Consider the following 25,772-nt stretch of genomic DNA (forward strand, 5'->3'; position numbering starts at 1 on the left):
AGGGAGCTTATTCCACTAAAGCCCCCCTTTAGTTTTATTACTTCACTGCACTTCCAAGCATCCCTGAAATAAAGTGGCGCTGCAGGGCAAGGAAAAATACGATAATCGGCACTGTCGCCAATGTTACACCTGTCATTACTTGACCGTAGTCGATACGAGATAAACCGAACAAACTCGATAACGCAACTGGGAACGTGTACATGTCATTTGACGAAACGGCGATAAGCGGCCATAAAAAGCTATTCCATTGATACATGAATAAAAAGATCGCAGTCGCTGCCAGGGCAGGCTTCATTGACGGAAGAACAATTTTAAAGAAGATTTTCCATTCTCCTGCTCCGTCTATACGTCCTGCTTCAATTAATGAATCTGGAAATGCCAGCATGTTTTGACGCATTAAGAAAATGGCAAACGGGTAAGCCAAATTCGGAAGAATAAGGGCTTGATAAGTGTTTAACCATTCCAATGCCGCCATCATTTTAAATAAAGGGATAACGGTTGCATGGTACGGAATCATCATGGATAACAAAAAGATACCGAAAATGATGTCGCGACCTTTAAACGTAAATTTTGCAAAAGCATATGCCGCCATTGTACAAATAGCTAAGCTTAATACGGTATATGTGCCAGAGACGAATAGCGAGTTGAACATGACGCGTCCAATTCCGATGGATTCATTTAAATTCGTCAAGTTTTCCATGAATTTATCACCAGGCACAAGGGATGGTGGCGTTTGGAACATCTTTCCACTTTCGTTCGTTGCCCCAATCACGGCCCAATAAAACGGGAATAATGAGATAAGGGCACCGATGATTAAAGCCATATATATGCTTATTTTTTGAATTACTGTCCGTTGCTTCATTTGTCATCACCTGTCACTTTAAATTGAATGAATGTTAAAATACCGATTAATACGACAATTACATAAGCGATTGTTGAAGCGTAGCCAAAATCAAAATAACGGAAACCGGTTTGATATAAATACATGCCGATCGTCAGTGTAGAATCACTCGGACCGCCTTTTGTTAACGTAAACGGCTCATCAAATAACTGTAATGTACCGATTGTTGATAAAATTCCAGTAAATAAAATGACCGGCTTTAATTGTGGAATGGTAATAGCGAAGAATTGACGAATTTTAGAAGCTCCATCAATGCTTGCTGCTTCATACATTTCTTCTGAAATGTTTTGCATTGCCGCTAAATAAATGACCATATTATAACCAACCCAACGCCATGTCATCGCTAAAATTAAAGCTGCTTTTGCCCATACAGGGTGTGAAAGCCACGGAACAGCATCAATTCCAAATGCTCCAAGCGCTGTGTTAATAATTCCATCGCCCATTAACATGATTGAGAAAATGATCGAGTAAGCTACGAGCGACGTAACCGCTGGAAGGAAGAAAGAAACTCGGAATAAACCTTTTAACTTTAATAAGGCCGAATTTAACAATGTTGCCAGCACAATAGCCAAAAATAACATTAATGGAACTTGGATAATCATAATGATGAACGTATTTTTTAATGCTGTTAGAAAAATATCATCTGACAGCAAACGTTTATAATTGTCTAATCCTGTAAAAACAAATTCTCCCCCGTCATTTGTTTGGAAGCTCAAAATAAAGGAACTGACAATGGGATATAACATAAAAATCGCAAACAAAATCACAGCCGGAGCGATAAATAAATAAGGTACATAAGCTTTTGTTTTCATGCTCATCCTTCTCTCTAACTACTTTTTATTATGAAAACGTTTGCCCTGAGTAGTTTGGCAAATCGAACTTCAGCTTGATGACAGTCCCGCTTGACCGGAGACTGTTATCAAGCTGCCAAGTCCATGTCCCCTTTTCATGCATGGACTTGGAGCTCATTTCATTAGTTCATATCACGTTGAGAACGGTCTTTCAAACGTTCTGCTGCTTCTGTTAACGCCTTTTCCGGTGCTTTTCCGTTAAACACGTCCGCTTGTGCTTTAATTGCTTCATCCAACGCTAACGAATAATCATCCGTAAAGTTGACTGTCGGAACATCTTTCATTTCTCCAGCAAATAACTCCCAAATATTTTGACCGCCAAAGAATTCTACACCAGCTGTGAATACTTCAGAATCATATACAGTGTTTAAAGATGGGAATAATCCGTATTTTTCCATTGCCATTAATTGTGCATCTTCATTTGTTGAGAAATACTCTAAAAATTTATACGCATCATCTGTATGCTTAGAAGAAGCAGGAATCATCCAAGAGCTTCCACCTAAGTTGGCTGCACGATTGCCGCCCTCTTCAAACGCAGGAAGCGGGAATACGCCCCATTTGCCACTTGTATCTTTTGCTTGGTCAATAATTGTACCGTAATACCATGCGCCGAATGGGATGGTAGCAACAGATCCATCGACTGTAGCAGAAACAATTCCATTCCAGCCATCAACGTCTTTAATTAAATCCGCATCGCCAAATTTCTTTAATGTTTCCATCGCTTGAATCGCTTTCGGATTCGTCAAGTCAATGTTTCCATCTTGGTCAAAATAGTACACACCTTGTTGGTTCAACATCATGCGGAAGGTCGGATCGTCTTTGAACATATCAAGCGGCATTGCGAATGCACCTGTCGCTTCTTTAATCTTTTGTCCTGCTGCAAAGAAATCATCCCATGTTTGGATGTCTTCTGCTTTTACACCTGCTTGCTCAAATAAATCTGTGCGGTAGAACATCCCTGTTGGACCTGCATCAAAAGGCATTGCGTAAAATTTACCTTCAACAGACGTTAAATCTTTTTTAAATTGAGGAAATTGTTCGTTATGTTGATCGAACCCTTTATCAGACAGGTTCACAAACCCTTTCGGAAACGCTTCTACATAACCGTGTATACGATCATCTTCCACCAGGACGATATCTGGCAAGCCCACACCGCCAGCTGCTAATCCTGTTGAAAGTTTATCGTAAACATCTAGCCGTCCAATATCTTCTACTTTTAATTCAATATTTGGATTGTCTTTTTGAAACTCTTTAGCTGCTTCATCTAAAGCACCGACGTTTACATTCCACGCCCATGCTGTTAACGTTACTTTTCCATCTGTACTAGCTGAATCAGAATCACCTTTACCGCTGCAAGCTGCCAGCATCATTGTCGTCGCAATAGCGGTAACTAAAATTTTCCCAATCTTTTTCAATGGATATACCTCCCCTTTATATGTAGCATAGTTGTAATCGCCTTCTTTTCCCTCTAGAAGTGAAATCTCTACCAGAAAACGCTTACACCTTACAGTAAAAATTTTAGTAAAAAATTATCATTCTGTCAATATACCAAAATAAATTTCTTTAAAAATTTATTTTGATAAAATACGTGACCGTTATCTTCAATTTTCGATAGCTAGACTGAATGAATACAGCTTCGTATTAAAGGATTCTCTAAGCATAACACGCTTTCATCTAAAGGATTAAATGATTAAATGATTAATAGACTTCATGAAGTATGTCGAATGATGAAATGGATGGATATTCGCAATGATATAAGAAAGTTAAAGCGTTTATCATACTTTAACTAAAATTTTAGTAAAAACAGAGCAGAACCATCTGAAATTTACCTTTTCTTTCTTTTTTTCATAAGCATAGGGATTCTTACTGTCATTCCGTTTTATTTTTTCTATAAAACGGTTCTCTTTAAGTAAACTATTGCAAATTTATTTTCAGAAAATTTTTACTTTATATATTTTTTGGTAACGCTTTCTTGTTTGTTGTCATGGGGTATATAGCGGAAAACCTTTGAATACCAACAGGTTTAGATCACTTGAAACAAGGGGTATTTATTGTTAACGTAAATAAACGTAAGCTGTTCGAACAGTTGAATAAAATGTGATTAAAAGAAACAAGGAGCGATTTGGTGCAACTAGAAATTTTCATTTCTTTAGGTATTTATTTAATAGGGATGCTGTTAATTGGTGTATATTCATTTAAACAAACATCCGATTTGAACGATTATATGTTAGGCGGAAGAGGTCTTGGCCCTGCTGTGACTGCATTATCAGCAGGCGCATCCGATATGAGTGGATGGATGTTGATGGGGCTTCCTGGTGCCATGTATGCGACTGGACTGTCCAGCTTATGGATTGCCATTGGTTTACTGATTGGTGCTTATCTGAACTACTTAATTCTTGCCCCAAGACTTCGTACGTATACAGAAGTAGCAAACGACTCCATCACTATTCCGGATTTTTTGGAAAATCGTTTTAAAGACCGCTCGAAAACACTTCGTTTCGTTTCAGCGATTGTTATTATCATCTTCTTTACATTATATACTTCAGCGGGCCTCGTATCAGGTGGACGCTTATTTGAAACCTCATTCAATTTAGATTATAAGCTAGGACTTTTTGTGACAGCTGGAGTAGTCGTAGCCTACACGTTATTTGGAGGTTTTTTAGCGGTCAGTTTAACCGACTTTGTCCAAGGTGTTATTATGTTCATCGCGCTCATTTTAGTACCGGCTGTTGCCTTTACACATATCGGGGGTGTACAGCCTGCTTTAGATGAGGTGCAACGGATCGATCCTTCTCTGCTAGACTTTTTTAAAGGAACTTCATTGTTAGGTATCCTCTCTTTTTTAGCGTGGGGACTAGGGTATTTTGGACAACCTCATATTATCGTCCGCTTTATGGCGATTTCTTCTATTAAAGAATTGAAAGTTGCTCGCCGCATCGGGATTAGTTGGATGACCATTTCGATTATTGGTGCGATGTTGACAGGACTTGTGGGCATTGCCTTTTATTCCGTGAACAACACAGAACTTGCGGATCCCGAAACGGTCTTCATCGTCTTTTCCGACATTTTGTTTCACCCTTATATTACAGGCTTTTTATTAGCGGCCATTCTTGCTGCGATTATGAGTACGATTTCCTCTCAACTTCTCGTAACATCTAGTGCTGTGACAGAAGATTTTTATAAAGCTTTCTTCCGTCGCAAGGCCACCGATAAAGAATTGGTGCTAGTTGGCCGTTTAGCCGTCTTAGTGGTCGCGGCGATTGGTATTATTCTTTCTTATAATCCAAATGATACCATTTTATCTCTTGTTGGATATGCATGGGCAGGATTCGGATCGGCTTTTGGTCCAGTTATTTTATTGAGCCTATACTGGAAACGTATGACAAAGTGGGGGGCTCTTGCCGGGATTATCATTGGCGCCGCAACTGTTCTTGTGTGGGTTAACATTCCATTTTTAAAAAACCTGATGTATGAAATGATTCCAGGCTTTTTCTTCAGTTTAGTAGCGGTTATCATTGTGAGTTTATTCACTAAAGAGCCATCCGAAACCGTGCAGAATACATTTGAAGAAATGGAAGAAACCATTGTAGTGGAAACGAAGACACCATAATATAATGAAGAAAAGCGTCATTCTCGTTTGAGATATGACGCTTTCTTCATTTCACCCTTGCATTCTTCGAACAATTGCCTAGCATAAATGAATTTTCGTTACATATCTTTTACTGAACACACAATCTGTCATTTAAATTATGTGCATTTGCTTACAAGTTCATTACTATATAGATTCACTTTCATAATTCGGCACACCTTTATTCTTTATTCAATCGAGATGCATCATAAACGTTCATCCAGACTACTTGAGTTTTCCCTCAAAAGCCTAGAAATTTCGGCATGGCCGTTCTTTGTTCATGTCGAATTTCCTAAGTCGATTTATATAGAAAGGAGAGTTTTTCATGAACCCACCTTTTCTTCCATATAACCCTACCCACCCTGCAGCTGCTTCCTATTCCCACTCTGACGAACAGACGATTACCGTCTACGGGCAAGGTGTTATAAAGGCTGTGCCGGATACAGTATCCATGACGATTGGCATTACAACCGAAAAACCAAATGTACAGCAAGCCTTGAAAGAAAATTCTGCGGCTGCCTCTCAGTTGATTAACGCACTTCGTCAGCTTGGTTTGAGCGATCAGCAAATTGAAACCTCCTCTTTTACAATTTATCCTAAATATGACTATAGTGACGGAAAATCTACATTAACTGGCTATGAAGTTCAGCATTTATTCAACATTACAGTTCAAGATGTAAAACAGGCGGGAGAAGTATACGCAACGGCTGTCGCCAATGGAGCAAATGTTGCCCGCAATTTACAATTTCAGCTTCAAAATGCCGATCTTTATTATCAAGAAGCACTAAAAGCGGCTGTTCAAAATGCGAAAGAAAAGGCTTATACAATCGCCCGCTCTTTAAAAGTGTCTCTTCAAGACACCCCGATTGAAGTACTTGAAGAGACAGTAGCACCAATTTATGAAAGTTCGTTTAACACGAAAACAGCCGTCTTAGGAGCATCGACTTCCCCGCCTATTCAAACAGGCGAGGAAGTTATCACTGCCAAAATAAAAGCAGTCTTTTCCTACACGTAAAGTTTGAATCCTTTTCCTTCTATTTGATATAGTGAGTGAAGGAAAAGGAGGAGTAGACTTGACGAATCAAAAAATCGATTATGTTCAGCTCTTAAACGCTTATCGTCAGTTATGGGTTAACCGTTCCCTTGAGTTTAAAGAAGGTGAAACAGCCAATAACGATGAAAAAGGGATTTTATATGAAGTAATCAAAAAAGACTTGCTTGATGAAATGACACATCCGCGTGTCCGCCAGTCTCCAGACGTTAAACTTCAATGGGCGGTAGAGAGAATTCAAAACGGAGATTTAGAGGAAAAAACAAAAGAAGAGCTTGTCTCCTTCTATCATTCTATTTATAACGATATTGATTTAGAAAGTTCGTCCTGACGAAGATACAGTCAGGATAAACTTTCTAACCATAAGCGGCTGGTGCCAATCCTTTCAGGGTTGGCACCAGCCGCTTACGTGAACTTTTGAATGATTATTCAAGAAGTCATTAAGTAAAAGAGATAAATTTTTCTAGAAACATTAGCTTCCAGTTGCCATTAACGTTTAGGAGAAATCAGGCTGCTTTCTAGCGCTTGAGCGAAGTCTGTCTGCAAATCCTCTGCTTCTTCTAACCCTACTGACAGCCGAATGAGTGAGCCGGTGATCCCTCGCTGCTCACGTGTTTCTTTTGGAATGCTCGCATGGGACATTGTAGCTGGGTGGGTCAGAATAGATTCTACCCCGCCTAAGCTGACACCGACTGACGGGAGCGAAACTGTTTTTAAGAAATGGTGAGCTGCTTCTTCATCTTTAACTGTAAAGGAAATAATGGCGCCGAAGCCAGATGCTTGACGTTTAGACAATTCATGATGTGGATGAGTTTCTAAACCAGGATAGTACACCTTCTCGACAAGTGGATGGGCACTCAACCAGCGCGCCAGTTTATCAGCTGTTTGTTGCTGTTGCTCTAATCTTACTTTTAAAGTTTTTATGCCTCGAAGTAAAAGCCAGCTATCTTGCGGTCCTAACACCGCGCCAAATGCATTTTGAACAAATTTCACTTCTTTCCCAAGCTGTTCTGACGCAGTGACCACAACACCTGCCACGACATCACTATGACCGCCAATGTATTTAGTTGCACTATGGATGACAATATCAGCCCCTAATGCAATTGGCTGTTGTAAATATGGCGTCATAAACGTGTTATCAACAATTGTTAAAAGTTCATGTTCTTTTGCAATAGCAGAAGATTTTTGAAGATCTGTCACATTTAAAAACGGGTTGGACGGGCTTTCAATATATAATGCTTTTGTGTTAGGTGTAATGGCTTTTTCAATTTCATTCGTATCCGTTGTATCCACAAAGGACGTATGAATACCAAATTTCGAAAAAAGCTGTGTAAGCACACGGTATGTTCCTCCATAGCTATCATGAGAAACAATAATTTCATCTCCACTTTTAAACAGACAGAGCACAGAAGCAATGGCAGCCATTCCGGATGAGAAGGCGAATCCTGCTTCTCCTCCTTCTAATTGTGCGATCGTTTGTTCAAGCGCTTCACGCGTCGGGTTGCCTGAACGTGAATAATCATATCGGTTTGCTCCGTCCACATCTTGATGGAATGTAGATACTTGGTAAATCGGAACATTTACTGCACCGTAATGCGTGCCAATATTTGTTTTCGCATGAATCAATTTCGTCCCAAACTGTAAACGAGTCTCATTTTCTGTATGCATCAAATACCTCCTTTAAATCGTCTATCAAATCATCTGCATGCTCAATTCCGACAGACAAACGAAGTAAGCAGTTTGTTACACCGATCGCATTGCGGATATCTTCCGGAATATCGGCATGCGTTTGCCGAGCTGGAAATGTAATTAAACTTTCTACTCCTCCTAAGCTTTCTGCAAATGTAATCAATTTTAGATGTTCAAGTAAATACGGGACAAGCTTCTCTTCACGAACGGAAAAAGAAAGCATACCGCCAAAACCGGACGCTTGTTTTTTCATAACAGCATAGCCGGGATGTGTTTCAAGTCCTGGATAATAGACTTTCTCAATGACATCTGTTTGTTGCTCAAGCCATTGCGCAATTTTCAGGGCATTTTCTGCCTGCTTCTCCATTCTGAGTGCCAACGTTTTTACACCACGGAGCAAAAGCCAGCTATCTTGAGGACCTAAAATGGCGCCGATTGCATTTTGATAAAAACGAATTTTTTCTCCAATGTCGCTACATCGAGTCACGACCAACCCAGCAATAACATCATTATGGCCTCCAATATATTTACTGCCGCTATGTACAACGATATCTGCCCCCAGTTCAATCGGACGCTGACAATATGGGGACATGAATGTGTTGTCAACAATGGTCCATAGTCCATGTGCTTTCGCAATATCGGCGGCGGCAGCGATATCTGTTACTTGCATGAGCGGATTTGTTGGTGTTTCGATAAACAATGCTTTCGTATTCGGTCGAATTGCTTCCTTGACGGCTTGAAGATTACTTGTATTTACATAGCTTACTTGTATGCCGGACGGCTCTAAAACATCACTTAAAATCCGATATGTCCCGCCATATAAGTCCTCTGATGCAAGTAAATGATCTCCGTTTTGAAAGAATGATAAGACAGCTGCAACACCAGCCATGCCAGAAGCGAAAGCAAACCCTTCCTCCCCGTTTTCTAATGCTGCAATCGCCTCTTCCAACGCTGTTCTTGTCGGATTCGCTGTTCGGGAATAATCATATCCTGTACTTTCGCCAAGACGCGGATGCTGGAAAGTGGCTGCTTGATAGATGGGAGTAGTAATAGAGCCTGTCGCCGGGTCTCTCCCTACTCCCGATCGAACTAACAATGTTTCAATATGCATGCATTTCTCTCCTTATCTTTCAAATTCAATAAAAAAACACTCTTCTAGAAAAAGAAGAGTGTTCGTTTCAATCATAGCGATAACGAAAACTCTCATCTGCTAGAACCGTTTGTTCTACAGGAATTAGCACCGTTCAAGTCAATCGCGTTGATTTGATGGTTGCCGGGCGTCACAGGGCCAGTCCCTCCGCCTCTCTGGATAAGAGTGATACGAATATGAAGTTTATTTCTTGTTCTTTAAATTTAATCACAATTACAACTTTTGTCAATATAATTTTTAGAAAAATCACAATTATCAAGAAGGATGATCTGTCATTTTCTTACTGAATTAAGCCACTGTTGATTAAAAAATCTGCCGCTACGTCTTTTGCGAGCTCTCCTTCAATGTTAACTCGATAGTTCATTTCTCTCATTTCGTCATCTGTGATGATGCCGGAAAGTTTTTCAAGAACATCTTTTAATTCTGGATACTTTTCCAACGTCTCTTTGCGTAACAGAGGCGCTCCTTGATAGGGCGGGAACATATGTTGATCATCTTCTAACACTTTTAAATCATATTTTTTTAATTCCGAGTCAGTGGAATACGCATCCACTAAATTAATATCTCCGCTTTCGATAGCTTGATAACGAAGCTTCGGCTCCATCGTTTTAATGTTCGGGAAGGTTAAGTTATAAATCTTTTGCATGCCCTTATAGCCATCTTCCCTATCTGAAAACTCGAGCGTAAAGCCTGGTTTCACTGCATTTTTCGCTTTTTGCAAGTCAGAAATGGTCGTGATGTCGTATTGCTCAGCAAATGAACGAGGCACAGCTAACGCATACGTATTGTTGAAATTCATCGGTTGCAAATAAACCATGTCGAATTGTTCCAACATGCCGTCTCTCGCCTGTTCGTATACAGCTAATCGATCTGTACTGCTAGTTGTTTCCTTTAGAAATGTCGTAATAGCGGTTCCCGTAAATTCGGGATAAATATCTATTTCTCCGCTCTCCAATGCGTTAAAGACAAACGACGTTTTTCCAAATCCAGGCTTCAATTCGACTTTTAAGTCTGTCTCTTCTTCAATAAGCTGTTGATACATATTAATTAAAATTTCCGGTTCTGCCCCTAGCTTCCCTGCAATCACCAAATCAGGCTTTGTCTCACGGGCCGCAGCAAACGGCATAATGAATAACAATACTAATACTGTTACATACACCCCTGCCTTTTTAAAGGACTTCTCTTTTGTCGAATGTTCAATGCCACGCAGGAGCATATCAAATAAAATTGCCAAAAGTGCCGCAGGAATAGCTCCGAGCAATACGAGACGATGGTCGTTCCGGTCAATCCCAAGTAAAATTAAACTTCCAAGGCCTCCCGCTCCAATTAAAGCGGCTAATGTCGTTGTTCCAACGATTAACACCATTGAAATACGAATTCCTGCCATAATAACCGGCAACGCCAATGGAAGCTCGACTTTCCGCAACTGTTTCATCGGGGTCATTCCCATCGCCTGAGCCGCTTCTTTTAACGACGGATTGACCTCTTGAATTCCTGTATATGTATTTCGAAGAATTGGTAGAAGAGCATATAAAACGAGCGCAATAATTGCTGGGAGTTTACCAATTCCGACAAGGGGGATCAATAATCCAAGTAAAGCAAGAGATGGGATCGTTTGCATGACGGCAGATGCGCCGATTACAGCTTCTGCCGAGTTTTTCTTTCTCGTCAAATAAATCCCCATTGGGACTGCAATAAGCACCGAAATAATAAGTGCCACGGCAGAGATTTGAATATGTTCAATTAACGAGCGAATTAATTGTGAACTTCTGTCTGCCAAGAACATACATCGCTCCCCCTTCCGTCCTGTTCATAGAGAAATCGAAGAGCACTCTGACTTGTTAGACCGCCAATCACCTGTTCTCCGTCTTTAATTCCGATGACAGAATATTGTTCGAACAGCTTCATCGCATCCTTTAATGTATCATCCATATTTAAAAACACTTGTACGTCTTCGGTCATTGTTTGAACGGGTACCTGCTTTAATTTTGTTTCCCACAGGTTTTTTCGATTTCCAATAAAAGATCGAACGAAGTCGTTCGCCGGTTCATGAAGAAACTCTTCAGGTGTACCAATTTGTTCAATTTTCCCATCTTTCATTAAACAAATACGATCTCCTAACGCGAGCGCTTCATCCATATCATGGGTCACAAACACGATGGTTTTATTAATGCGCTTTTTCAATGCTAAAATATCTCGCTGCAGCTGTTCCCGGCTTATCGGGTCAAGAGCGCTAAATGGTTCGTCCATTAAAATGATGGGTGGGTCTGCGGCTAAAGCACGCGCTACTCCAATACGCTGTTGCTGTCCTCCAGACAGCTCAGAAGGCTTTTTCTTTCTAAATGTTTCTGCCGGCATATTCACCAACTCTAACAATTCTTGAACACGCGACTGTTTCTGTTCTTTGCTCCACCTTTTCAATTCAGGAACGACGGCAATGTTTTCTTCTACCGTCATATGGGGGAATAAGGCAATTTGCTGTAACACGTAGCCAATATTCCATCGAAGCTCATGAATGTTATATTCACGAATATGTTTGCCATCGATCCATATGTCCCCTTCTGTCGTGTCGTTTAAGCGATTTATTAATTTTAAAGTTGTCGTCTTTCCACAACCGCTTGGTCCAATGAGCACAAAAAACTCACCAGGTTGAATATGTAAATCCATGTTGTCTACTGCTTTTGTCCCGCCTTCGTATGTTTTTGAGACTTGCTGAAAATGAATCAAACTTTCCTCACACTCCTTTTTGCATGACTATTAACAAAGATACCTTCCCCTCTACGTTTTTGTCTAAACATTTGCTTTAACAAATCTGCCCTCTTATCCGTATGCCTAAGCTTTCGCTTTAGTATCAAAATAAAAAATATTCCTAATGTCTTCACATTGCGTTTATAAAACGGGCAATTGAATGACTTTTTCTTTACTTACAAAAAAATCGCCTGAATAGAACACAGGATAAACCTGTTCTTCACGGCGATTTAGCAGGGTGATATGCAGCTACTCTCTTTAATTTTTATGTGATTTACTGCCATATTTCGGGTTTTCTTCAGGGGTTGAATCTTTGCTGATGGAATACTCTTTCGCAAATTCCGTCTGCTGTTTATTGTTTGGATACTTATTTTTACGCTCACGATTGTCGTTACGATTGGTCATAGCAATCTGCCCTCCTTATTTTTTCTTCTGTGTATTTCCGACTTCACCTTTTGTCGGTTTACCTGTGAATTCTTTTCCAAATTCCATATTGGTCTTTTGAGGTTTATTCGGCTTTTTTGACATATGAAGCACCCCTTTCATGTACACCTTTATATTTTTTATCAATTTATTAAAAATATACGTGATGTACCGCTCTTACTTCTAGCAACAAAGGGAGAGAATGGAAGTGTTGTTTCGCTTACATAATGCGAATCAAATCAATCCATGTTAACAATAGGAGGTGAAGCAATTATGACCAATCAATATACGAATAAAAAACGCCTTTATGCAGAGCCATCAACTTCTCCTTCCCTTGTTATTAAAACAAATTTGGATCCAAAAGACCCGAAAGAAGAAAATCCTTACTATACTCATAAACGCGATGGAAAATTTAATCAATATTTCAAGTGAACGAAGGAGATATTCTCTTTGACACCTTTATCTGTGCTAAAAAGCGACACAAACGTAGAAGATGTGAAGCGCTTGAATGCTCAATCAGGTCTTAGCTACAATCAAGTATTAGCATTACTGGGAGCTAAACAAAAACAGGAGGTCCTTCAAAAGGACAATCAATCCCTTTAAATGACCTCCTTTATATCGTAAAGTTCTTAACTGCGAGGCTTCTTTAATGAAGCCTCGGCTCATTTTCACACACTCATCTTTTCTACTTTTGGAAGAGGTTTTACCTTTGAAACATGACTATGTCCAACCATTCCAATCAGTAGAAGAGCAATTCCAAACCAAGATAGCGGTGTTGGCATGAGGGCTGATAAAAAGAGGAACTCCCCCATAAACGTGAACAGAACTTCCATTGATTGAGTCGCTTCCACAGATGCTAATTTGCGCATATCTCCTCTTACCATATCTGTTGCTTTAAAGAAAAGAACAGTAGCAATCACTCCTGAACATAAAGCAACGAAACCCGATTGTACCGTCTGCCCCGTACTCGGCAGTCCATGTGTGGATATGCCGTATATAGAAAGCAAGATCCAAACGGGAAGACTAGCGAGCGTCATGCCTAACACACGCTGATACGCATCTAAACGATCGGAACAAAGCTCCATCATTTTTCGATTCCCTAACGGATAAGCAAAAGAAGCAAGCACAATTGGTATGATGCCGAACCACAGCTCCTTTGATGACAAATACTGAGCTTGATCTATTTGCATAAACATAACACCTAATAATATGATGACGGACATCCCAAGACCTGCGAATGGAATTTTTCCTCGTATTTTTTGTACACCTTTTGCCGTTTGAATGGTTTCATAAAATAGAGGAGCAAGCAGTGAACCGGAAATGATTGTAATCTGCCACGTTCCCGCAATGAGCCACCCTGGCGAGTAAGCTGCTGCAAAACATAATGGCGCATAAAATAACACGAAGCCAACAAAGCTCCATAATGCCCAATACCACGGATTTTCCTTCATAACTTGTAAAAGCACACGGAAATTTCTTCGAAGCTGCACAATTACCAAAAGAAACGGAATCATGAAAAAATATCTGAGTGAGGCACTCCATATCCAGCTTCCACCTGATAATTCCATCGCTCTGTTTAAGACAAATGTAACAGAAAAAAAGAGAGCCGAACCAATTCCTAACATAAGCGGGCGCAATATTCTCACCTCATTACAAATTTTTTATGAGAAGCTGACCAAGACTCATCCAGTTTTCTTCTACAAGGCGAGCTGCCCCTTCATAGTCCCCCTTTTTACACCAATGAATAATTTGCTTATGCTGTTCGACAGATTGAACAGCTGTTAGAGAAGCAAATTGATACATTTCCAAACGTTGAATTTTAGGTGTGATCCTTTCCAAGGCCATCACAATCTCAGGGTTCCTTGCCGCTTTTAGAAAAACATCATGAAAGGCTTCATCTGCTTTAATGGCGCTCCTAATATCCTCCTGTTTGAGCGCTTGTTCTAACCTGTTATTAGCTTGTTCTAATTTTACGAAATCTTCCTCTGTTAAAGATGAGGCGCCTGTTCGGGTAGCGAGCGCGTGTAAAACCGCAGCAACTGGAAATGAATGCTGCGACTCCTCCGCATCTAAAGGTGCAACTCGAGTAGCAGAACCAGGAATCGATTGAACAAGTCCTTCGTCTTCCAGCCGTTTAAGTGCTTCTCTCACGGGCGTTCGACTAATTCCGAAGCTTTCGGCTAAGTCTTTATCATTTAAACGTTGACCCGGTTCAAGTTCCAGTATGACAATTGCTTTTTTCAAAGTTTGGTACACTTCATCCCGAAAAGAGGAACGTTTAATTGGTTTAATTGTATTTTTATCCATAAAACCAATATATCGCATATTGGATTATTCTTCAAGAACATTCATCTGTTTATAAACTATGTTTTATTCGAAAGAAGAACGTTCAATTATTTACTAATCTTCTTGTAGAAAATTTACCAATACATCTATAAAATAAAGTAGTATGAAATTATAACCATTTATGGAGACGTGTAGAATTTATGTTTATAGCTTTCTTAATTTTAATTATCGGTATTCTTCCACTTATTATTGGATTCAGCTTATTTCACCTTTACAAGGGAACGAAGTTAATCTTTCCTGTATTCCTTCATCTTCTAGCCATCAGTCTTTGGCAAATTGACATTAGCGTTCTTTATTTAAAAGATGTTCTTCCTGAAACAGCAGTGCTATTCTTATTCAAAGTGTTCAGGGCCGCCACTATTTATTCCATCCCTGCTACTTTTTATGTTATTCATACACTTATTTATAAACAAGAAGCTGCTTTTAAAAAGACAGGATGGCTTAACAAAGCCATTTTAACAATGTTTAATCGAAAAGGATTAATTGGACTAGTTGTGTGGAGTACATTTGTCTATATTGTCAGTTGGACGGACTATGGAGTAAAAGGTTTGGAAGTGAAATTTTTCCCTTATTTTCCATTCGAATTTTATTTCCCAGTCTACGGCAGCTTAAATGTATTATACAAACTCCATATGGCCAGTCTTGGTGTATTGTTAATACTCATTTACATCGTTTCCAAAAGAATTTATAACCTTCATTTAAGACAATTTTTAAGCGCGTTCTCGCTTTGTTCTGTATTTGTCTTTGTGCCTGGGCTTTTAAACTTCTTTCCTGAAACCGGCATTTTGCTCAGCAGTGCTGGTGTTATTATTTTTTCAGCGCTTATCGTGCTTGCATTCGTAAGGCTTCACCAACATAAAGCTATGCAGCTCCATCAAATGATGGAAACACAAAAGAAGCTCGATTATACCGGCAATTTAGCTGCCAGCTTAGTTCATGAAGTCAAAAACTGCACCACCATTATTAAAGGCTATACAAAGCTGATGCTCTCCGATAAATCAACGAAAGAAACCGATGCGTCTTTCTTGTCATTTATTAGTTTAGCAGCCGACCAATTAGAGCACCTATCGTCAAGCTACAACACCTATATGAAACGGCAGGCAGTGGAGTTTGAAATGGAAAATTTAAATCATATTATTGAACAATCCATTCAGCTGTCTCAACAAGTCAAACGGAGACATGGAGTCGAAATTGAGTTTACAAGGAAATATCTCCACCTTCGGGCATATGTAAATAAATCGTACCTGAGTCAAGTGATGATTAATTTAATTAAAAATGGAATCGAATCGATTCCAGAAGACCGCGACACTAAAAAGGTCATCATTAAAACGAACATTTCCAACGACTTCATCTACATTGATGTTCACGATACAGGAACGGGCATTCCTTTAAGCGATTGGGAAAATGTTTTTGATCCTTTCGTTTCTTCTAAAAAAGAAGGAATGGGACTTGGTCTGCCATTTTGCAAAAAGATCATTTTTGAACACCGTGGTGAGCTAAAAATTATAAAAAGCGACAACACGGGCACCATTTTTAGAATCATTTTACCGCAATACGAGTTTACAGATATCTCGAATTAAAAAATTAAAGGAAATTTCTGTTTAGGAATTTCCTTTATTCCCACGAATCAATCGTTGATCGATCGTTTCTTCCTGCCCATTAATCCAAAATTAAAAAGAAGGGGTTACCCCCTGAGAATCCTTATACTTTAAAGATTCCGGTGACCCCCTTCACCATCCCGCTTAATTGATTGACTGCATTCATCATTTGTCCTGCTGTATTCATCATCTTGTTAATATCCAAATTGCCATCCGATGTTTTAAATTGCGACATAATGGACTGCATTTGCTTCGGTTGGTTTTTTTGTGAGGATGCCGGATATGGGTTTGGGTACATGTTGTTTACCGGCGGTCTTGGTCCCATATAATACATGTTCGGATTGGGCAACGGATTCATCATATTCATTCCGCCCATTTGTGGAGCATGCTCCCCGTACATCGGCCAGTACGGCTGATGAGGAAATGGCTGTTCATAAGAAGCAAACGGATATGAATATGGATACTCCGCACGATAAGGTTGATTGCCGTAATGTGGTGTTGGAATCATCCTTTTTTCCTCCTTGCTCTTGCATCTCTCCTTTTATTGTATGAATCACGAAAAAATAGGTGTATAACCTTCAAATACAACTGTCTGCCTCTATCCACATAACAAGCGGCTGCTTTGAAGAGGGTCTCTCTTTAACATATAAAGATTAACAAGCTTGGTAAAAATGTCACATTTTTGTCACATATTGTCGGAAGTCTAAATTTTTCAAATAAAAAGAAGAGGGACAAATTCATGATAAAATTAATGAAATTGGGGGATTAGGAGGGAGATTTCCATGAGTGTGAAAGAACTTCGTAACAAATTTATTGCGTTTAAGCAGTATGAACCTGAAGATGGAAATGAACTACTAGACTTTGCACAGCAAAAATATTTAAGAGGTGAGATTTCCATCACGGAATACAAGCAATTAATCCGTGAGCTGGAATCAACGGGTGCTCAAAAGCCTTATTTTTCGGTTTTAGAAAAAAATATGTAATGTTTGATATGAGGACGAATTCAGGAAAACAGCCTGTTGATTCGTCCTCTTTTTTGTTTTCCATAAAACTTCATCAATAAAATAGCCGAAAAATCTCATATTAAAAATGTAGTGATATGATGTTAAAGGAGGATACTCTTATGGGACGCGGAACAAACTTTAACCATAAACAAAAAGGGCATGAGCCACAAGCACCGAAGCATGGCCAACCTGTTCAAGCGAAACGACATGAACAAGCGGTACTAAATATTGAACCTCGGGCTGGAAAAGACACCCTGCCTGTATCGATTCAAGTGGTAGAAGAATAGTAAAAAGAAAAAAGTTGTCTGAGAAGAGGAACCTCCTCTTCTCAGACAACCCTACAAACTGAATTATACACAAGTCTAGGAAGGTGAACGAGTTTAATCAACGGTTCAAGGAAGAACCCATCGTTCCTCCAAAATGTCGTCATTTATTGAATGACCTCTTCACCCTGCAGCATTTCAATCACAGATTGAAGCGTGTATTTATTAGCGTGAATCATTTTTTTCACCCTAACATTTCTTGAACTAACGTAAAATGTTTGCAACACCACTTGCTCAAGGTTGTCTACAGCCGTTTCAATTTGCTGTTGGTGAATATACTTCGGTTTCGCTTCTCTTACCCATTTTTCACATAGAGCGCTCCAACTTTTCACTTCTTTATCAAAAACATCCACATATGGTTTTACCTTTTCGTAAAAATAAGTGTCTTCTTCATGATCAGTTCGATCTTCTTCTAATCGCTTTAATGCCTCTTCATTATATTTCAGCATTGTAGATGTCAATGAAAGAAGCCTCTCTTTATATTCATTCATGTCTGTCACCTCTTAAGAAGTTATTGTATCATGAAATCATCAAACTGGACGAAGAAGTACTTCTCCCATATTATTTTTCCAATCCTGCTTGCTGCTTTGGTCTTGAAGTTCTGCTGTTACTTTTTGTATATCCACAAGTGCATATTCGACGGATTGAAGGGCCTGTTGCTGGCTATGTTCATATAAAGAGACAACTTCATCAATTCTAGTGGAAATTTCTTTCTCAACTGTTTCCAAATCAGCTAAAACAGTATCTAATAAATCCAACATTTCCGTTTTGTCGATCCATTGCTCTTTCATGATTATCCCCTCCATATTGTTCTTTATATACTGATTCTTCCTCTCTCCCCCTCCGACCTTCACTATTGACAAAACTAGTTTTTATTCGTCAAAGAAAGTGCGGATGTGTCATCAAAAAGATGGTGTCCGACATTTTCTGTTAAGAATGAAAATTGCTTCATGGCAAACACTAGTAAAGAGGAGGTGGAAGGCGATGCGTAAAGGACATGCAAATCCAGAACAAAAAATGCAAACAAAGCAAAACCAACAAGTAACCGATACAAAGGGATATGGAGATAAAAAACTAAACGGACCAAACCGTCCGTCAACATAAAGCCCATTCCCCACTATGAAGCTGGATGAACCACTTTGTTAGTTATCGCAGCTTCCAATAAAAAGCTGCCCCGCTTATTCGAGTTGGGGACAGCTTTTTTTCAATAAAAGGAGACGTTTGTTCATCCCCAAATCAGCCTGTTACATGCCTACTCCAGTAAAAGTTAAACATCCATTCCTTCTTTCGCTGTTTCTAAGACAAACGTTTCGTCAGACAGCGGAGCCAGTGCTCAGCTCGTATTAAAAATTGTAATTGAACTTGCTTTTGTTTATACCAATTTGTCATATTTGTTTGCTTAGGAAAAGCGATCGGCTGAAACCAGCGTTCCATTTGACGTTTCGAAGCTTTCCAATCGTTTCCTGAAGATTGGTGATGAGAAATAATGGGATATACATCTCTTAAAGCAGGCGTGTCCCTTTCTTTTCTTTTCCCCATAAATTGCTCGTAATCCATGCGTGATCCTGTATGTGAAACTTGATTAGAAAACGCAATAAACCGCGGATATAACGTGGGTTCAAAAAGAAGAAGACTCAGTTTTTTACCAAGTTCAATACGCTTCGTTGTATGCCGAAAATCATGGACAGAACAGCCATATAACTCCCCTTCGAGCGTTGGAAAAAGGACGGAACTGAAATGAAACCAGTCTTGAAGTTGAAAAACGAAGGACTGAAACACCTTTTTTTTATAAAAAGGATGAGTCATAACAGGTCTTTCAATCACATTTTGCTCATTAATAATAAGAGCGGTTAACAACCTTCGTTCATTTCTATCATAAAAAAAAGAAGGCCATTCATGCTGAATGAATGAAGATACTCTCCAAAATCGGAGAAGATGAAAATATGACCTCCCATGCAAAATGGAATAATCGTAAAGAAGCAACTGTGGATAGGCATCAGCAAAAATCAGCCAGTTTGCCCGTTCATACGTTAAAAATAAAAATTCTCTCATTTTCTTTTCAAGGGCAAGCGGCATCCATTTCCCTTCTAAGTCACACATATTCCAGCCAGCATTACGAGACACCATGCTGGCTAAAAACGCCCACTTCACCTCTGGATGTCTCCGGTAAAAGTTTGCATAGGCTTCCGTCCGGGAAATATTATCTATATTCCCTTTTGTCGTTTTTTGTTGAATTTGTCGGATGATTGATTTCTCATTTTGTGTTAAAGTCATGTACATCAACCCGTCCCGCTCCTTCTTTTTGTGCTTTGTTGAAACGTTACTTACTCAATCTTTACTTTTTCTTTGAAAGATGCAGGTTCTGACTATAAAGGTTCACCTTTTCTACGGATGAGTCGAATCTCCTTATTAACCGTAATTTAAGTAATAATTTTCAAAAAAACCGAAAAATATAATGTTATTATAGGTCTGTACACTTATCTTCATACGAAGTTCAGTTTTTTCTGACTTTATTTTATCGGTCCATTTCCTGATGTTTTTTGCTATGATATAAGATATATTTTTGATGCGCCGTCATTCAAGGGAGGTCGGTAGCGTTGATTCGTTATCCGAATGGAAAAGCATACAAGCCTATACAAGTTAATAAAGGAACATCGAGTGTGCAAAACACTTATAGTAATCGAGGCATGACGCTAGAGGAAGATTTAAACGAAACGAATGCCTTTTATTTGGCAAACGGAACGGCGGTTATTCATAAAAAGCCTACCCCCGTTCAAATCGTCAATGTTGATTATCCGAAACGAAGTGCAGCCGTTATTAAGGAAGCCTATTTCAAACAGGCTTCAACAACGGACTACAACGGTGTATATAAAGGACGTTATTTAGATTTTGAAGCAAAGGAAACAAAAAATAAAACATCTTTTCCGCTTCAAAACTTTCACCAGCACCAAATTCACCATATGAAGCAAGTTGTGAAACAAGATGGAATTTGTTTCGTCATATTAATGTTCACATCCCTACAAGAAATATACTTGCTTGAGGCAAAATACTTATTCCCTTATTGGGATGGCATAGAAAGCGGCGGACGCAAATCTATACCGAAGAAAGACGTCGAAAAAAACGGATATTTGATACAAATTGGCTTACATCCTCGAATTGATTACATTAAAATTATAGATAAATTGTACTTTTAAGAGTATGATATATATGTTTACGGAATCATTCTCTTACATCTGTTGAAAGGTAGGAGTGTTTTATGTCTGAGAATTATACTTCTCGTGAAGAACGACGAAGACACAATCAAACTCAAAATAAACGAAAACCAACAAGCAAGAAGAAAAAGGGCGGACTGTTCCGCAAAATCATTGTAGCCTTTCTGCTTCTAGGCATTATCGGAATCGTAGCAGGCGGAGCGACATTTTTTGCTTTCATTAGCGATGCACCAAAGCTCGATGATTCTTTATTAGCGGACCCTGTATCATCGAAAGTGTATGATAAAAATGGTGGGCAAATCGCCGAATTAGGAGTAGAAAGAAGGACGCTCGTTACATATGAAGAAATTCCTCAAGTGGTCAAAGATGCGTTTATCGCGACGGAAGATGTTCGCTTTTATAAACATCATGGAATTGATTTATACCGTATCGGCGGCGCCGTCATTGCCAACTTCAAGGAAGGATTCGGCTCTGAGGGAGCAAGTACGATTACACAGCAGGTCGTCAAAAACTCCTTCTTATCTCCCGACAAAACCGTGAAACGGAAAGTTCAGGAAATGTGGCTTGCATTTCAGTTAGAGCAAAAATACTCCAAGCAGAAAATTTTAGAAATGTATCTCAACAAAATTTTCTTCGCTCAAAAAGCGCATGGAGTCGCCAAAGCGGCGGAATATTTTTACGGGAAAGAACTGGCAGACTTGGAGCTTCATGAAGCAGCCATGTTAGCAGGAATGCCGAAAGCACCAAGTACGTACAATCCATATGCTAATCCAGAAGGTGCCACCACACGACGAAACACCGTTTTAAACCTAATGGCACAACATGGATTTATTACAGAAGCTGAGGCCGCACAAGCAAAAGAAGTGCCTGTTCAGTCTACATTGCGTACAAATGTAGATGAAGATGGTGAAAAGTATAGCGCATTTGTCGATGAAGTCATCGATGAAGTGAAACAGCGTACAGACATGGATGTTTTCTCTGCAGGACTAGAAATTCATACAACATTAGATCCTGATGCTCAAGAATATGTAGAACGCTTGTTGAACAGCAACGAAATCATTGACTGGCCAAACGAAGAGTTCCAAACTGGCTTTGTTCTGACAGATGTAAAAACAGGCGAAGTTCAGGCAATCGGCGGCGGGCGCCAACGTGTCGCACGCGGCTTGAGTTTTGCATCAGATTTCCCAAGACAGCCAGGTTCAACCATCAAACCGATTTTAGACTATGGTCCGGCGATTGAGTATTTAAAGTGGTCAACAGGAGAAGCCATCGTTGACGAACCTTACACATATTCGAATGGCACACCGATTAACAACTATGACCGCCGCCATAAAGGTACAATGACGATTCGGGAAGCCTTAGCTGAATCTCGTAATATCCCGGCTCTAAAAGCATTTCAAGAAGCAGGTGCAGATCGGGCACGTGACTTTGCCGTAGGACTAGGCATTCCATTGGAAAAAAACATTCCAGAAGCGTATTCCATCGGTGGATTTGACAAAGGTGTTACGCCAATGCAGTTGGCAGGAGCTTACGCTGCATTTGGAAACAACGGCGTATACATTAAACCCCATACCGTGACAAAAGTGAAATTTACAGACGGAACGGAAATGGATTTAAAACCGAAGCCGAAGGTCGCGATGAAAGATTATACCGCCTTCATGGTAACCGACATGATGAAATCAGTCGTTGAAGAAGGAACAGGCCGTGCTGCACGCATTTCAGGCTTAGAGGTTGCTGGAAAAACAGGTACCACAAACTTCTCGGCGGAAGCGAAACGTCAATATAACATTCCAAGCGGCGGTGTTCCGGATATTTGGTTTGCAGGGTTTACACCAAAATATTCATTAGCTGTTTGGACAGGGTATGAACAAACAAACGAACAAAATTATATTTATAGCGACAAGGAAAAAGGATTGGCCAAAGAGATTTTTAAGAAAGTGATGAGCCATGTTTCTGAAGGCAAATCATCAGGCGATTTTGAACGTCCCGACAGTGTAACAACAGCCAAAATCGAAAAAGGCTCCAATCCGGTTCAACTCGCAAGCGAGTACACACCAAGTGAACTTGTTTCAACGGAATACTTTGTAAAGGGTACCACCCCTACGAAAGTATCAAAACGCTATAAGCAAAAAGAAGTTGCCAAACCAAGTGGATTATCGGCCGATTTTGATCCAATTACAAATCATATTTATGTCAACTGGTCTTATTCAGAAGAATTGCGTGACGACGTGACGTTCCAGGTATCTTTATCTATTGATGGCGGCGGTTCACAAGCCATTGCCACAACGAATGATACATCCGTAACAATACCTAACCCAAATCCTGGATCTACGTACACCTTTACCGTCACAGCTATGAGCGATGGCGCAAACAGTTCCGCTTCTACTTCTATCACGATTCCTGGCGGCGAAGAAGAACCTGCTGACGGAGAAGATGAGCAAGAGCAAGAAGAAGACGGAGACGACAATAATGGAGAGAACGAGGTTCCTCCTGGCCAAGAAAATAAACCGGATAAAAATAAAGAAAATGGGAATAAACCTGGCAATGACGATGAGGACGACGATGAGGACGAGAATCAGCCTGTTCCTGGTGAACAGCCTCAAATCCCATCGATCCCTCCTGCCTCAAACCAAGGGCAAAATCAGCAGCCAAACTCATTTGGAAGCGTAGGGAAAAACCCTACTTCTGAAAATGAATAACAAAACGGACCTCTCATCATTGAGAGGTCCGTTTTGTTATAATGAGCACTTTATAATAAATTTTCACTAGTTCATCGTATAATTGTGCAAGCTGAATATAGGAGTGATATTGATTGGGCTGATTCAGTAAAAAATCCATTCTTTCTTCAGCATTTATCGGTTTATAAGCTAACGGTTTGAGGTCTTCCGTTAAGCGATTTAACGCCGGAACAGGTTGAGCATTTATCCAAAATAAAGCACTTATGAAATAACCGATGGAACAAACCATAGGCTGGAATGCACCGTTTCGATCCCGTTTTTTAAAGTATTCCCCTATCTTCTCTTTCTCTTTATTCCATCTTTCAAACAATGGCGGAACATACACTTCCCTCTGCTCCCACGGCCATTCGTATTCTTCAACGTTAGCATGATGTAATACATCATATAAAAATGGCGTGTCTTTCAAAAAAACGTCAAATGACCACTCTCTGTCAATGCATAACTCCTCGTTGTTGAAAAACAATGGGTGCCGAAAGGATAATGGAATGGTGATAACACTATTCATGTTTATTCTTTTCTTTCATTCGCTTTTTCCCTTCTCGACAAAGTTCTAGCAATGGACAGGCTTGGCATTGAGGAGATTGTGCTTTGCAGTGATAACGACCAAAGAAAATTAAGCGATGATGGGTAACCGCCCATTCGTCACGAGGAATTTTTCGCATTAATGTTTTTTCCACCTCAAGAACAGAGTCTTTCCAACGGCAAATGCCTAAACGTTTGCTCACTCGTTCTACATGTGTATCTACTGCAATCGCTGGAATGCCAAAAGCAACTGATACGACTACATTAGCCGTTTTACGCCCTACTCCCGGAAGTTTTGTTAGTTCATCCCTGTCAGCTGGCACTTCGCCTCCGTACTCATCGAGTAAAATTTGGCAAAGCTTGCGAATATTTTTGGCTTTGTTACGATATAGACCGATTGACCGAATATCTTGTTGCAGTTCTTCATCCGATACTGCAAGATAGTCCTCCGGCTTCTTATATTTCTGAAAAAGATTTTTTGTCACTTTATTTACTAGAACATCTGTACACTGGGCTGATAGTAAAACTGCAATCACTAATTCAAATGGATTTTCATGATTCAGTTCACAGTGTGCATCAGGAAACATGTCCGCCATTGAGTCGAGGCAATGACGAATTTCTTTCAATGTCAGCATTTTCATTTCACCTTAACTTTCTTCTATTCTGTTCACTAAAATACTATATAATTATATCATCAACACCCTACAATTTCTTTTATGAAGCTAGTGTAGACGTTCATACTGCCTTCTTATTCCGCATACGTTTAAACATAAAGAAGTGAGGCTGTCTGAAAAAGAGAAACGCCCCCTTTTCAAACAACCTCATGATCATTTATGTTATTGCTCCAGCCAATTAAAAAATGGGATTGTAGAATTTTGCTGAGGCTGTTCAGGCGTGCTTTTCTTTGTTTGCTGGTGCTGACGAAATTTACGGCCATAACTTCGCGCCTGTTCGATTGTTTTAATGCCGTTTTTCTTCCACTCAAACAAAATACGGTCAATGTAGCGGAAATTTAATTTTCCTGACATGACGGCTTCCCGAAGCGCCGCCTTAATAATGATTGGATCATGATGGTCCTGATCTTGCCACATCGTTAATGTCTCACATTCAAAAGGGGACAAAGGGCGACCAAATTCTTTTTCAAATACCGTATATAAATTGACTTCAAGCTGGACTTTCTGCTCTTGTTTATCTTGCTGGCTCTCTTTAAATAGACCGTGGAGCAGTGTTTCCCATAGTGGCTTCAGTGTATAGCGCTCGGTAATAAAAGACGCTTGATTGTGCTGCTCAATCGCTAAAAACCCTCTTTGTAGCAACCCTCTTAATACTTCCATACACGTTCCCGTGGAGATGCTCATTTGGTTTGAAATTTCCTCAGGTGTCGGAAATGCATTTCCTCCCTCAAGCGCCATATGAATATGAAGAAGGGTCATCAGTTCTGTTTCATTTAAACCAAGCGTAGCATAATTGGTCATTAATAGTTTTGGGATGGAAACTGTTCCTTGTTCCATCCATTCAATAAATTTCTCTTTATCCATTATGGAACACCTCATCATTCAGTATATCACGGAAGCTGTTGCTCTTTCTA

Annotated in this window: 27 protein-coding genes and 1 riboswitch; of the genes, 10 read left to right on the forward strand and 17 right to left on the reverse strand. The window is 39.8% G+C overall.

Features of this window, described 5'->3' with window-relative positions; genetic code table 11:
- Nucleotides 1-37: 37 nt before the first annotated feature.
- The 3 genes from ACXAEO_RS14395 to ACXAEO_RS14405 form a co-directional block, all read right to left on the reverse strand.
- A complete protein-coding gene (locus ACXAEO_RS14395; protein ID WP_474882217.1) occupies nt 38-862 on the reverse strand; it encodes a carbohydrate ABC transporter permease in 825 nt (274 codons plus the stop codon).
- Nucleotides 859-1,713 carry a carbohydrate ABC transporter permease gene (locus ACXAEO_RS14400; RefSeq protein WP_474882219.1) on the reverse strand — a complete coding sequence of 285 codons (855 nt, stop codon included), beginning with the start codon at nt 1,711-1,713 and terminating at the stop codon, nt 859-861. Before ACXAEO_RS14400 ends, ACXAEO_RS14395 begins: the two co-directional genes overlap by 4 nt.
- A gap of 161 nt (nt 1,714-1,874) precedes the next feature.
- Nucleotides 1,875-3,167 carry an ABC transporter substrate-binding protein gene (locus tag ACXAEO_RS14405; protein ID WP_474882222.1) on the reverse strand — a complete coding sequence of 431 codons (1,293 nt, stop codon included), beginning with the start codon at nt 3,165-3,167 and terminating at the stop codon, nt 1,875-1,877.
- Between the two features lie 710 nt (nt 3,168-3,877).
- Here ACXAEO_RS14405 and putP point away from each other — a divergent pair.
- The 3 genes from putP (at nt 3,878) to ACXAEO_RS14420 (ending at nt 6,762) form a co-directional block, all read left to right on the forward strand.
- The gene (putP, locus tag ACXAEO_RS14410; RefSeq protein ID WP_474882226.1) at nt 3,878-5,362 is read left to right on the forward strand and encodes a sodium/proline symporter PutP; all 1,485 of its coding nucleotides are present in this window, start codon (nt 3,878-3,880) and stop codon (nt 5,360-5,362) included.
- Nucleotides 5,363-5,705: 343 nt separating this feature from the next.
- A complete protein-coding gene (locus tag ACXAEO_RS14415) occupies nt 5,706-6,395 on the forward strand; it encodes an SIMPL domain-containing protein (protein WP_474882228.1) in 690 nt (229 codons plus the stop codon).
- A gap of 58 nt (nt 6,396-6,453) precedes the next feature.
- Nucleotides 6,454-6,762 carry a hypothetical protein gene (locus ACXAEO_RS14420; protein ID WP_474882230.1) on the forward strand — a complete coding sequence of 103 codons (309 nt, stop codon included), beginning with the start codon at nt 6,454-6,456 and terminating at the stop codon, nt 6,760-6,762.
- Nucleotides 6,763-6,920: 158 nt separating this feature from the next.
- Here ACXAEO_RS14420 and ACXAEO_RS14425 read toward each other — a convergent pair whose 3' ends face one another.
- From ACXAEO_RS14425 to ACXAEO_RS14445, 5 genes are all read right to left on the reverse strand, one after another.
- Nucleotides 6,921-8,099 carry a trans-sulfuration enzyme family protein gene (locus ACXAEO_RS14425; protein WP_474882233.1) on the reverse strand — a complete coding sequence of 393 codons (1,179 nt, stop codon included), beginning with the start codon at nt 8,097-8,099 and terminating at the stop codon, nt 6,921-6,923.
- Nucleotides 8,083-9,231 carry a trans-sulfuration enzyme family protein gene (locus ACXAEO_RS14430; protein WP_474882235.1) on the reverse strand — a complete coding sequence of 383 codons (1,149 nt, stop codon included), beginning with the start codon at nt 9,229-9,231 and terminating at the stop codon, nt 8,083-8,085. Before ACXAEO_RS14430 ends, ACXAEO_RS14425 begins: the two co-directional genes overlap by 17 nt.
- Nucleotides 9,232-9,320: 89 nt before the next feature.
- Nucleotides 9,321-9,436: riboswitch (SAM riboswitch) on the reverse strand.
- A gap of 114 nt (nt 9,437-9,550) precedes the next feature.
- Nucleotides 9,551-11,056: an ABC transporter permease/substrate-binding protein gene (locus ACXAEO_RS14435; RefSeq protein WP_474882237.1), complete on the reverse strand. Its 1,506-nt coding sequence runs from the start codon at nt 11,054-11,056 to the stop codon at nt 9,551-9,553.
- The gene (locus ACXAEO_RS14440; RefSeq protein ID WP_474882239.1) at nt 11,026-11,997 is read right to left on the reverse strand and encodes an ABC transporter ATP-binding protein; all 972 of its coding nucleotides are present in this window, start codon (nt 11,995-11,997) and stop codon (nt 11,026-11,028) included. Before ACXAEO_RS14440 ends, ACXAEO_RS14435 begins: the two co-directional genes overlap by 31 nt.
- Before the next feature lie 279 nt (nt 11,998-12,276).
- On the reverse strand, nt 12,277-12,423 hold the full coding sequence (locus ACXAEO_RS14445; protein WP_474882241.1) for a hypothetical protein: 147 nt from the start codon (nt 12,421-12,423) through the stop codon (nt 12,277-12,279).
- 291 nt (nt 12,424-12,714) lie between these two features.
- Between ACXAEO_RS14445 and ACXAEO_RS14450 the strand changes: the two genes are divergently transcribed.
- Nucleotides 12,715-12,873, forward strand: a complete 159-nt coding sequence (locus ACXAEO_RS14450) for a hypothetical protein (protein ID WP_474882243.1) — start codon at nt 12,715-12,717, stop codon at nt 12,871-12,873.
- Between the two features lie 18 nt (nt 12,874-12,891).
- The gene (locus ACXAEO_RS14455; protein ID WP_474882246.1) at nt 12,892-13,044 is read left to right on the forward strand and encodes a hypothetical protein; all 153 of its coding nucleotides are present in this window, start codon (nt 12,892-12,894) and stop codon (nt 13,042-13,044) included.
- 65 nt (nt 13,045-13,109) lie between these two features.
- On the opposite strand, the gene ACXAEO_RS14460 is transcribed toward ACXAEO_RS14455, so the two are convergent.
- Complete coding sequence (locus ACXAEO_RS14460; protein WP_474882248.1) at nt 13,110-14,078, reverse strand: DMT family transporter; 969 nt, start codon at nt 14,076-14,078, stop codon at nt 13,110-13,112.
- A 13-nt stretch (nt 14,079-14,091) separates the two neighbouring features.
- Nucleotides 14,092-14,748, reverse strand: a complete 657-nt coding sequence (locus ACXAEO_RS14465; RefSeq protein ID WP_474884175.1) for a GntR family transcriptional regulator — start codon at nt 14,746-14,748, stop codon at nt 14,092-14,094.
- Nucleotides 14,749-14,927: 179 nt separating this feature from the next.
- On the opposite strand from ACXAEO_RS14465, the gene ACXAEO_RS14470 reads away from it, so the two are divergent.
- Nucleotides 14,928-16,367, forward strand: coding sequence for a sensor histidine kinase (locus tag ACXAEO_RS14470; protein WP_474882251.1), 1,440 nt, complete (start codon nt 14,928-14,930; stop codon nt 16,365-16,367).
- A 121-nt stretch (nt 16,368-16,488) separates the two neighbouring features.
- Here ACXAEO_RS14470 and ACXAEO_RS14475 read toward each other — a convergent pair whose 3' ends face one another.
- Complete coding sequence (locus ACXAEO_RS14475) at nt 16,489-16,893, reverse strand: YppG family protein (protein ID WP_474882253.1); 405 nt, start codon at nt 16,891-16,893, stop codon at nt 16,489-16,491.
- 274 nt (nt 16,894-17,167) lie between these two features.
- On the opposite strand from ACXAEO_RS14475, the gene ACXAEO_RS14480 reads away from it, so the two are divergent.
- Together ACXAEO_RS14480 and ACXAEO_RS14485 are read left to right on the forward strand one after the other, a co-directional pair.
- The gene (locus tag ACXAEO_RS14480; RefSeq protein ID WP_474882256.1) at nt 17,168-17,368 is read left to right on the forward strand and encodes a YppF family protein; all 201 of its coding nucleotides are present in this window, start codon (nt 17,168-17,170) and stop codon (nt 17,366-17,368) included.
- A gap of 140 nt (nt 17,369-17,508) precedes the next feature.
- Nucleotides 17,509-17,676 carry a hypothetical protein gene (locus tag ACXAEO_RS14485; protein ID WP_474882258.1) on the forward strand — a complete coding sequence of 56 codons (168 nt, stop codon included), beginning with the start codon at nt 17,509-17,511 and terminating at the stop codon, nt 17,674-17,676.
- A gap of 143 nt (nt 17,677-17,819) precedes the next feature.
- Here ACXAEO_RS14485 and ACXAEO_RS14490 read toward each other — a convergent pair whose 3' ends face one another.
- The 3 genes from ACXAEO_RS14490 to ACXAEO_RS14500 all read right to left on the reverse strand — a co-directional run bounded on the left by ACXAEO_RS14490 (nt 17,820) and on the right by ACXAEO_RS14500 (nt 19,992).
- On the reverse strand, nt 17,820-18,203 hold the full coding sequence (locus tag ACXAEO_RS14490; protein ID WP_474882259.1) for a DUF1798 family protein: 384 nt from the start codon (nt 18,201-18,203) through the stop codon (nt 17,820-17,822).
- 39 nt (nt 18,204-18,242) lie between these two features.
- A complete protein-coding gene (locus ACXAEO_RS14495; RefSeq protein WP_474882261.1) occupies nt 18,243-18,503 on the reverse strand; it encodes a hypothetical protein in 261 nt (86 codons plus the stop codon).
- Between the two features lie 505 nt (nt 18,504-19,008).
- Entirely contained in the window at nt 19,009-19,992 is a 984-nt protein-coding gene (locus ACXAEO_RS14500) for a DUF2515 family protein (protein ID WP_474884178.1), read from the reverse strand.
- Between the two features lie 317 nt (nt 19,993-20,309).
- Between ACXAEO_RS14500 and recU the strand changes: the two genes are divergently transcribed.
- Together recU and ACXAEO_RS14510 are read left to right on the forward strand one after the other, a co-directional pair.
- On the forward strand, nt 20,310-20,906 hold the full coding sequence (gene recU, locus ACXAEO_RS14505; RefSeq protein WP_474882263.1) for a Holliday junction resolvase RecU: 597 nt from the start codon (nt 20,310-20,312) through the stop codon (nt 20,904-20,906).
- A gap of 62 nt (nt 20,907-20,968) precedes the next feature.
- Nucleotides 20,969-23,623 (forward strand): PBP1A family penicillin-binding protein, encoded by a 2,655-nt coding sequence (locus ACXAEO_RS14510; protein WP_474882265.1) that lies wholly within the window; start codon nt 20,969-20,971, stop codon nt 23,621-23,623.
- 16 nt (nt 23,624-23,639) lie between these two features.
- Here the strand turns inward: ACXAEO_RS14510 and ACXAEO_RS14515 are convergent, their stop codons facing one another.
- The 3 genes from ACXAEO_RS14515 to ACXAEO_RS14525 all read right to left on the reverse strand — a co-directional run bounded on the left by ACXAEO_RS14515 (nt 23,640) and on the right by ACXAEO_RS14525 (nt 25,722).
- Entirely contained in the window at nt 23,640-24,167 is a 528-nt protein-coding gene (locus tag ACXAEO_RS14515) for a YpoC family protein (protein ID WP_474882270.1), read from the reverse strand.
- Nucleotides 24,160-24,819, reverse strand: a complete 660-nt coding sequence (gene nth, locus ACXAEO_RS14520) for an endonuclease III (protein WP_474882272.1) — start codon at nt 24,817-24,819, stop codon at nt 24,160-24,162. The genes ACXAEO_RS14515 and nth overlap by 8 nt, the downstream gene beginning before the upstream one ends.
- Nucleotides 24,820-25,020: 201 nt before the next feature.
- Nucleotides 25,021-25,722 carry a DnaD domain protein gene (locus tag ACXAEO_RS14525; protein WP_474882276.1) on the reverse strand — a complete coding sequence of 234 codons (702 nt, stop codon included), beginning with the start codon at nt 25,720-25,722 and terminating at the stop codon, nt 25,021-25,023.
- Nucleotides 25,723-25,772: the final 50 nt, after the last annotated feature.

The organism is Bacillus sp. ABA4_010, from assembly GCF_056159105.1.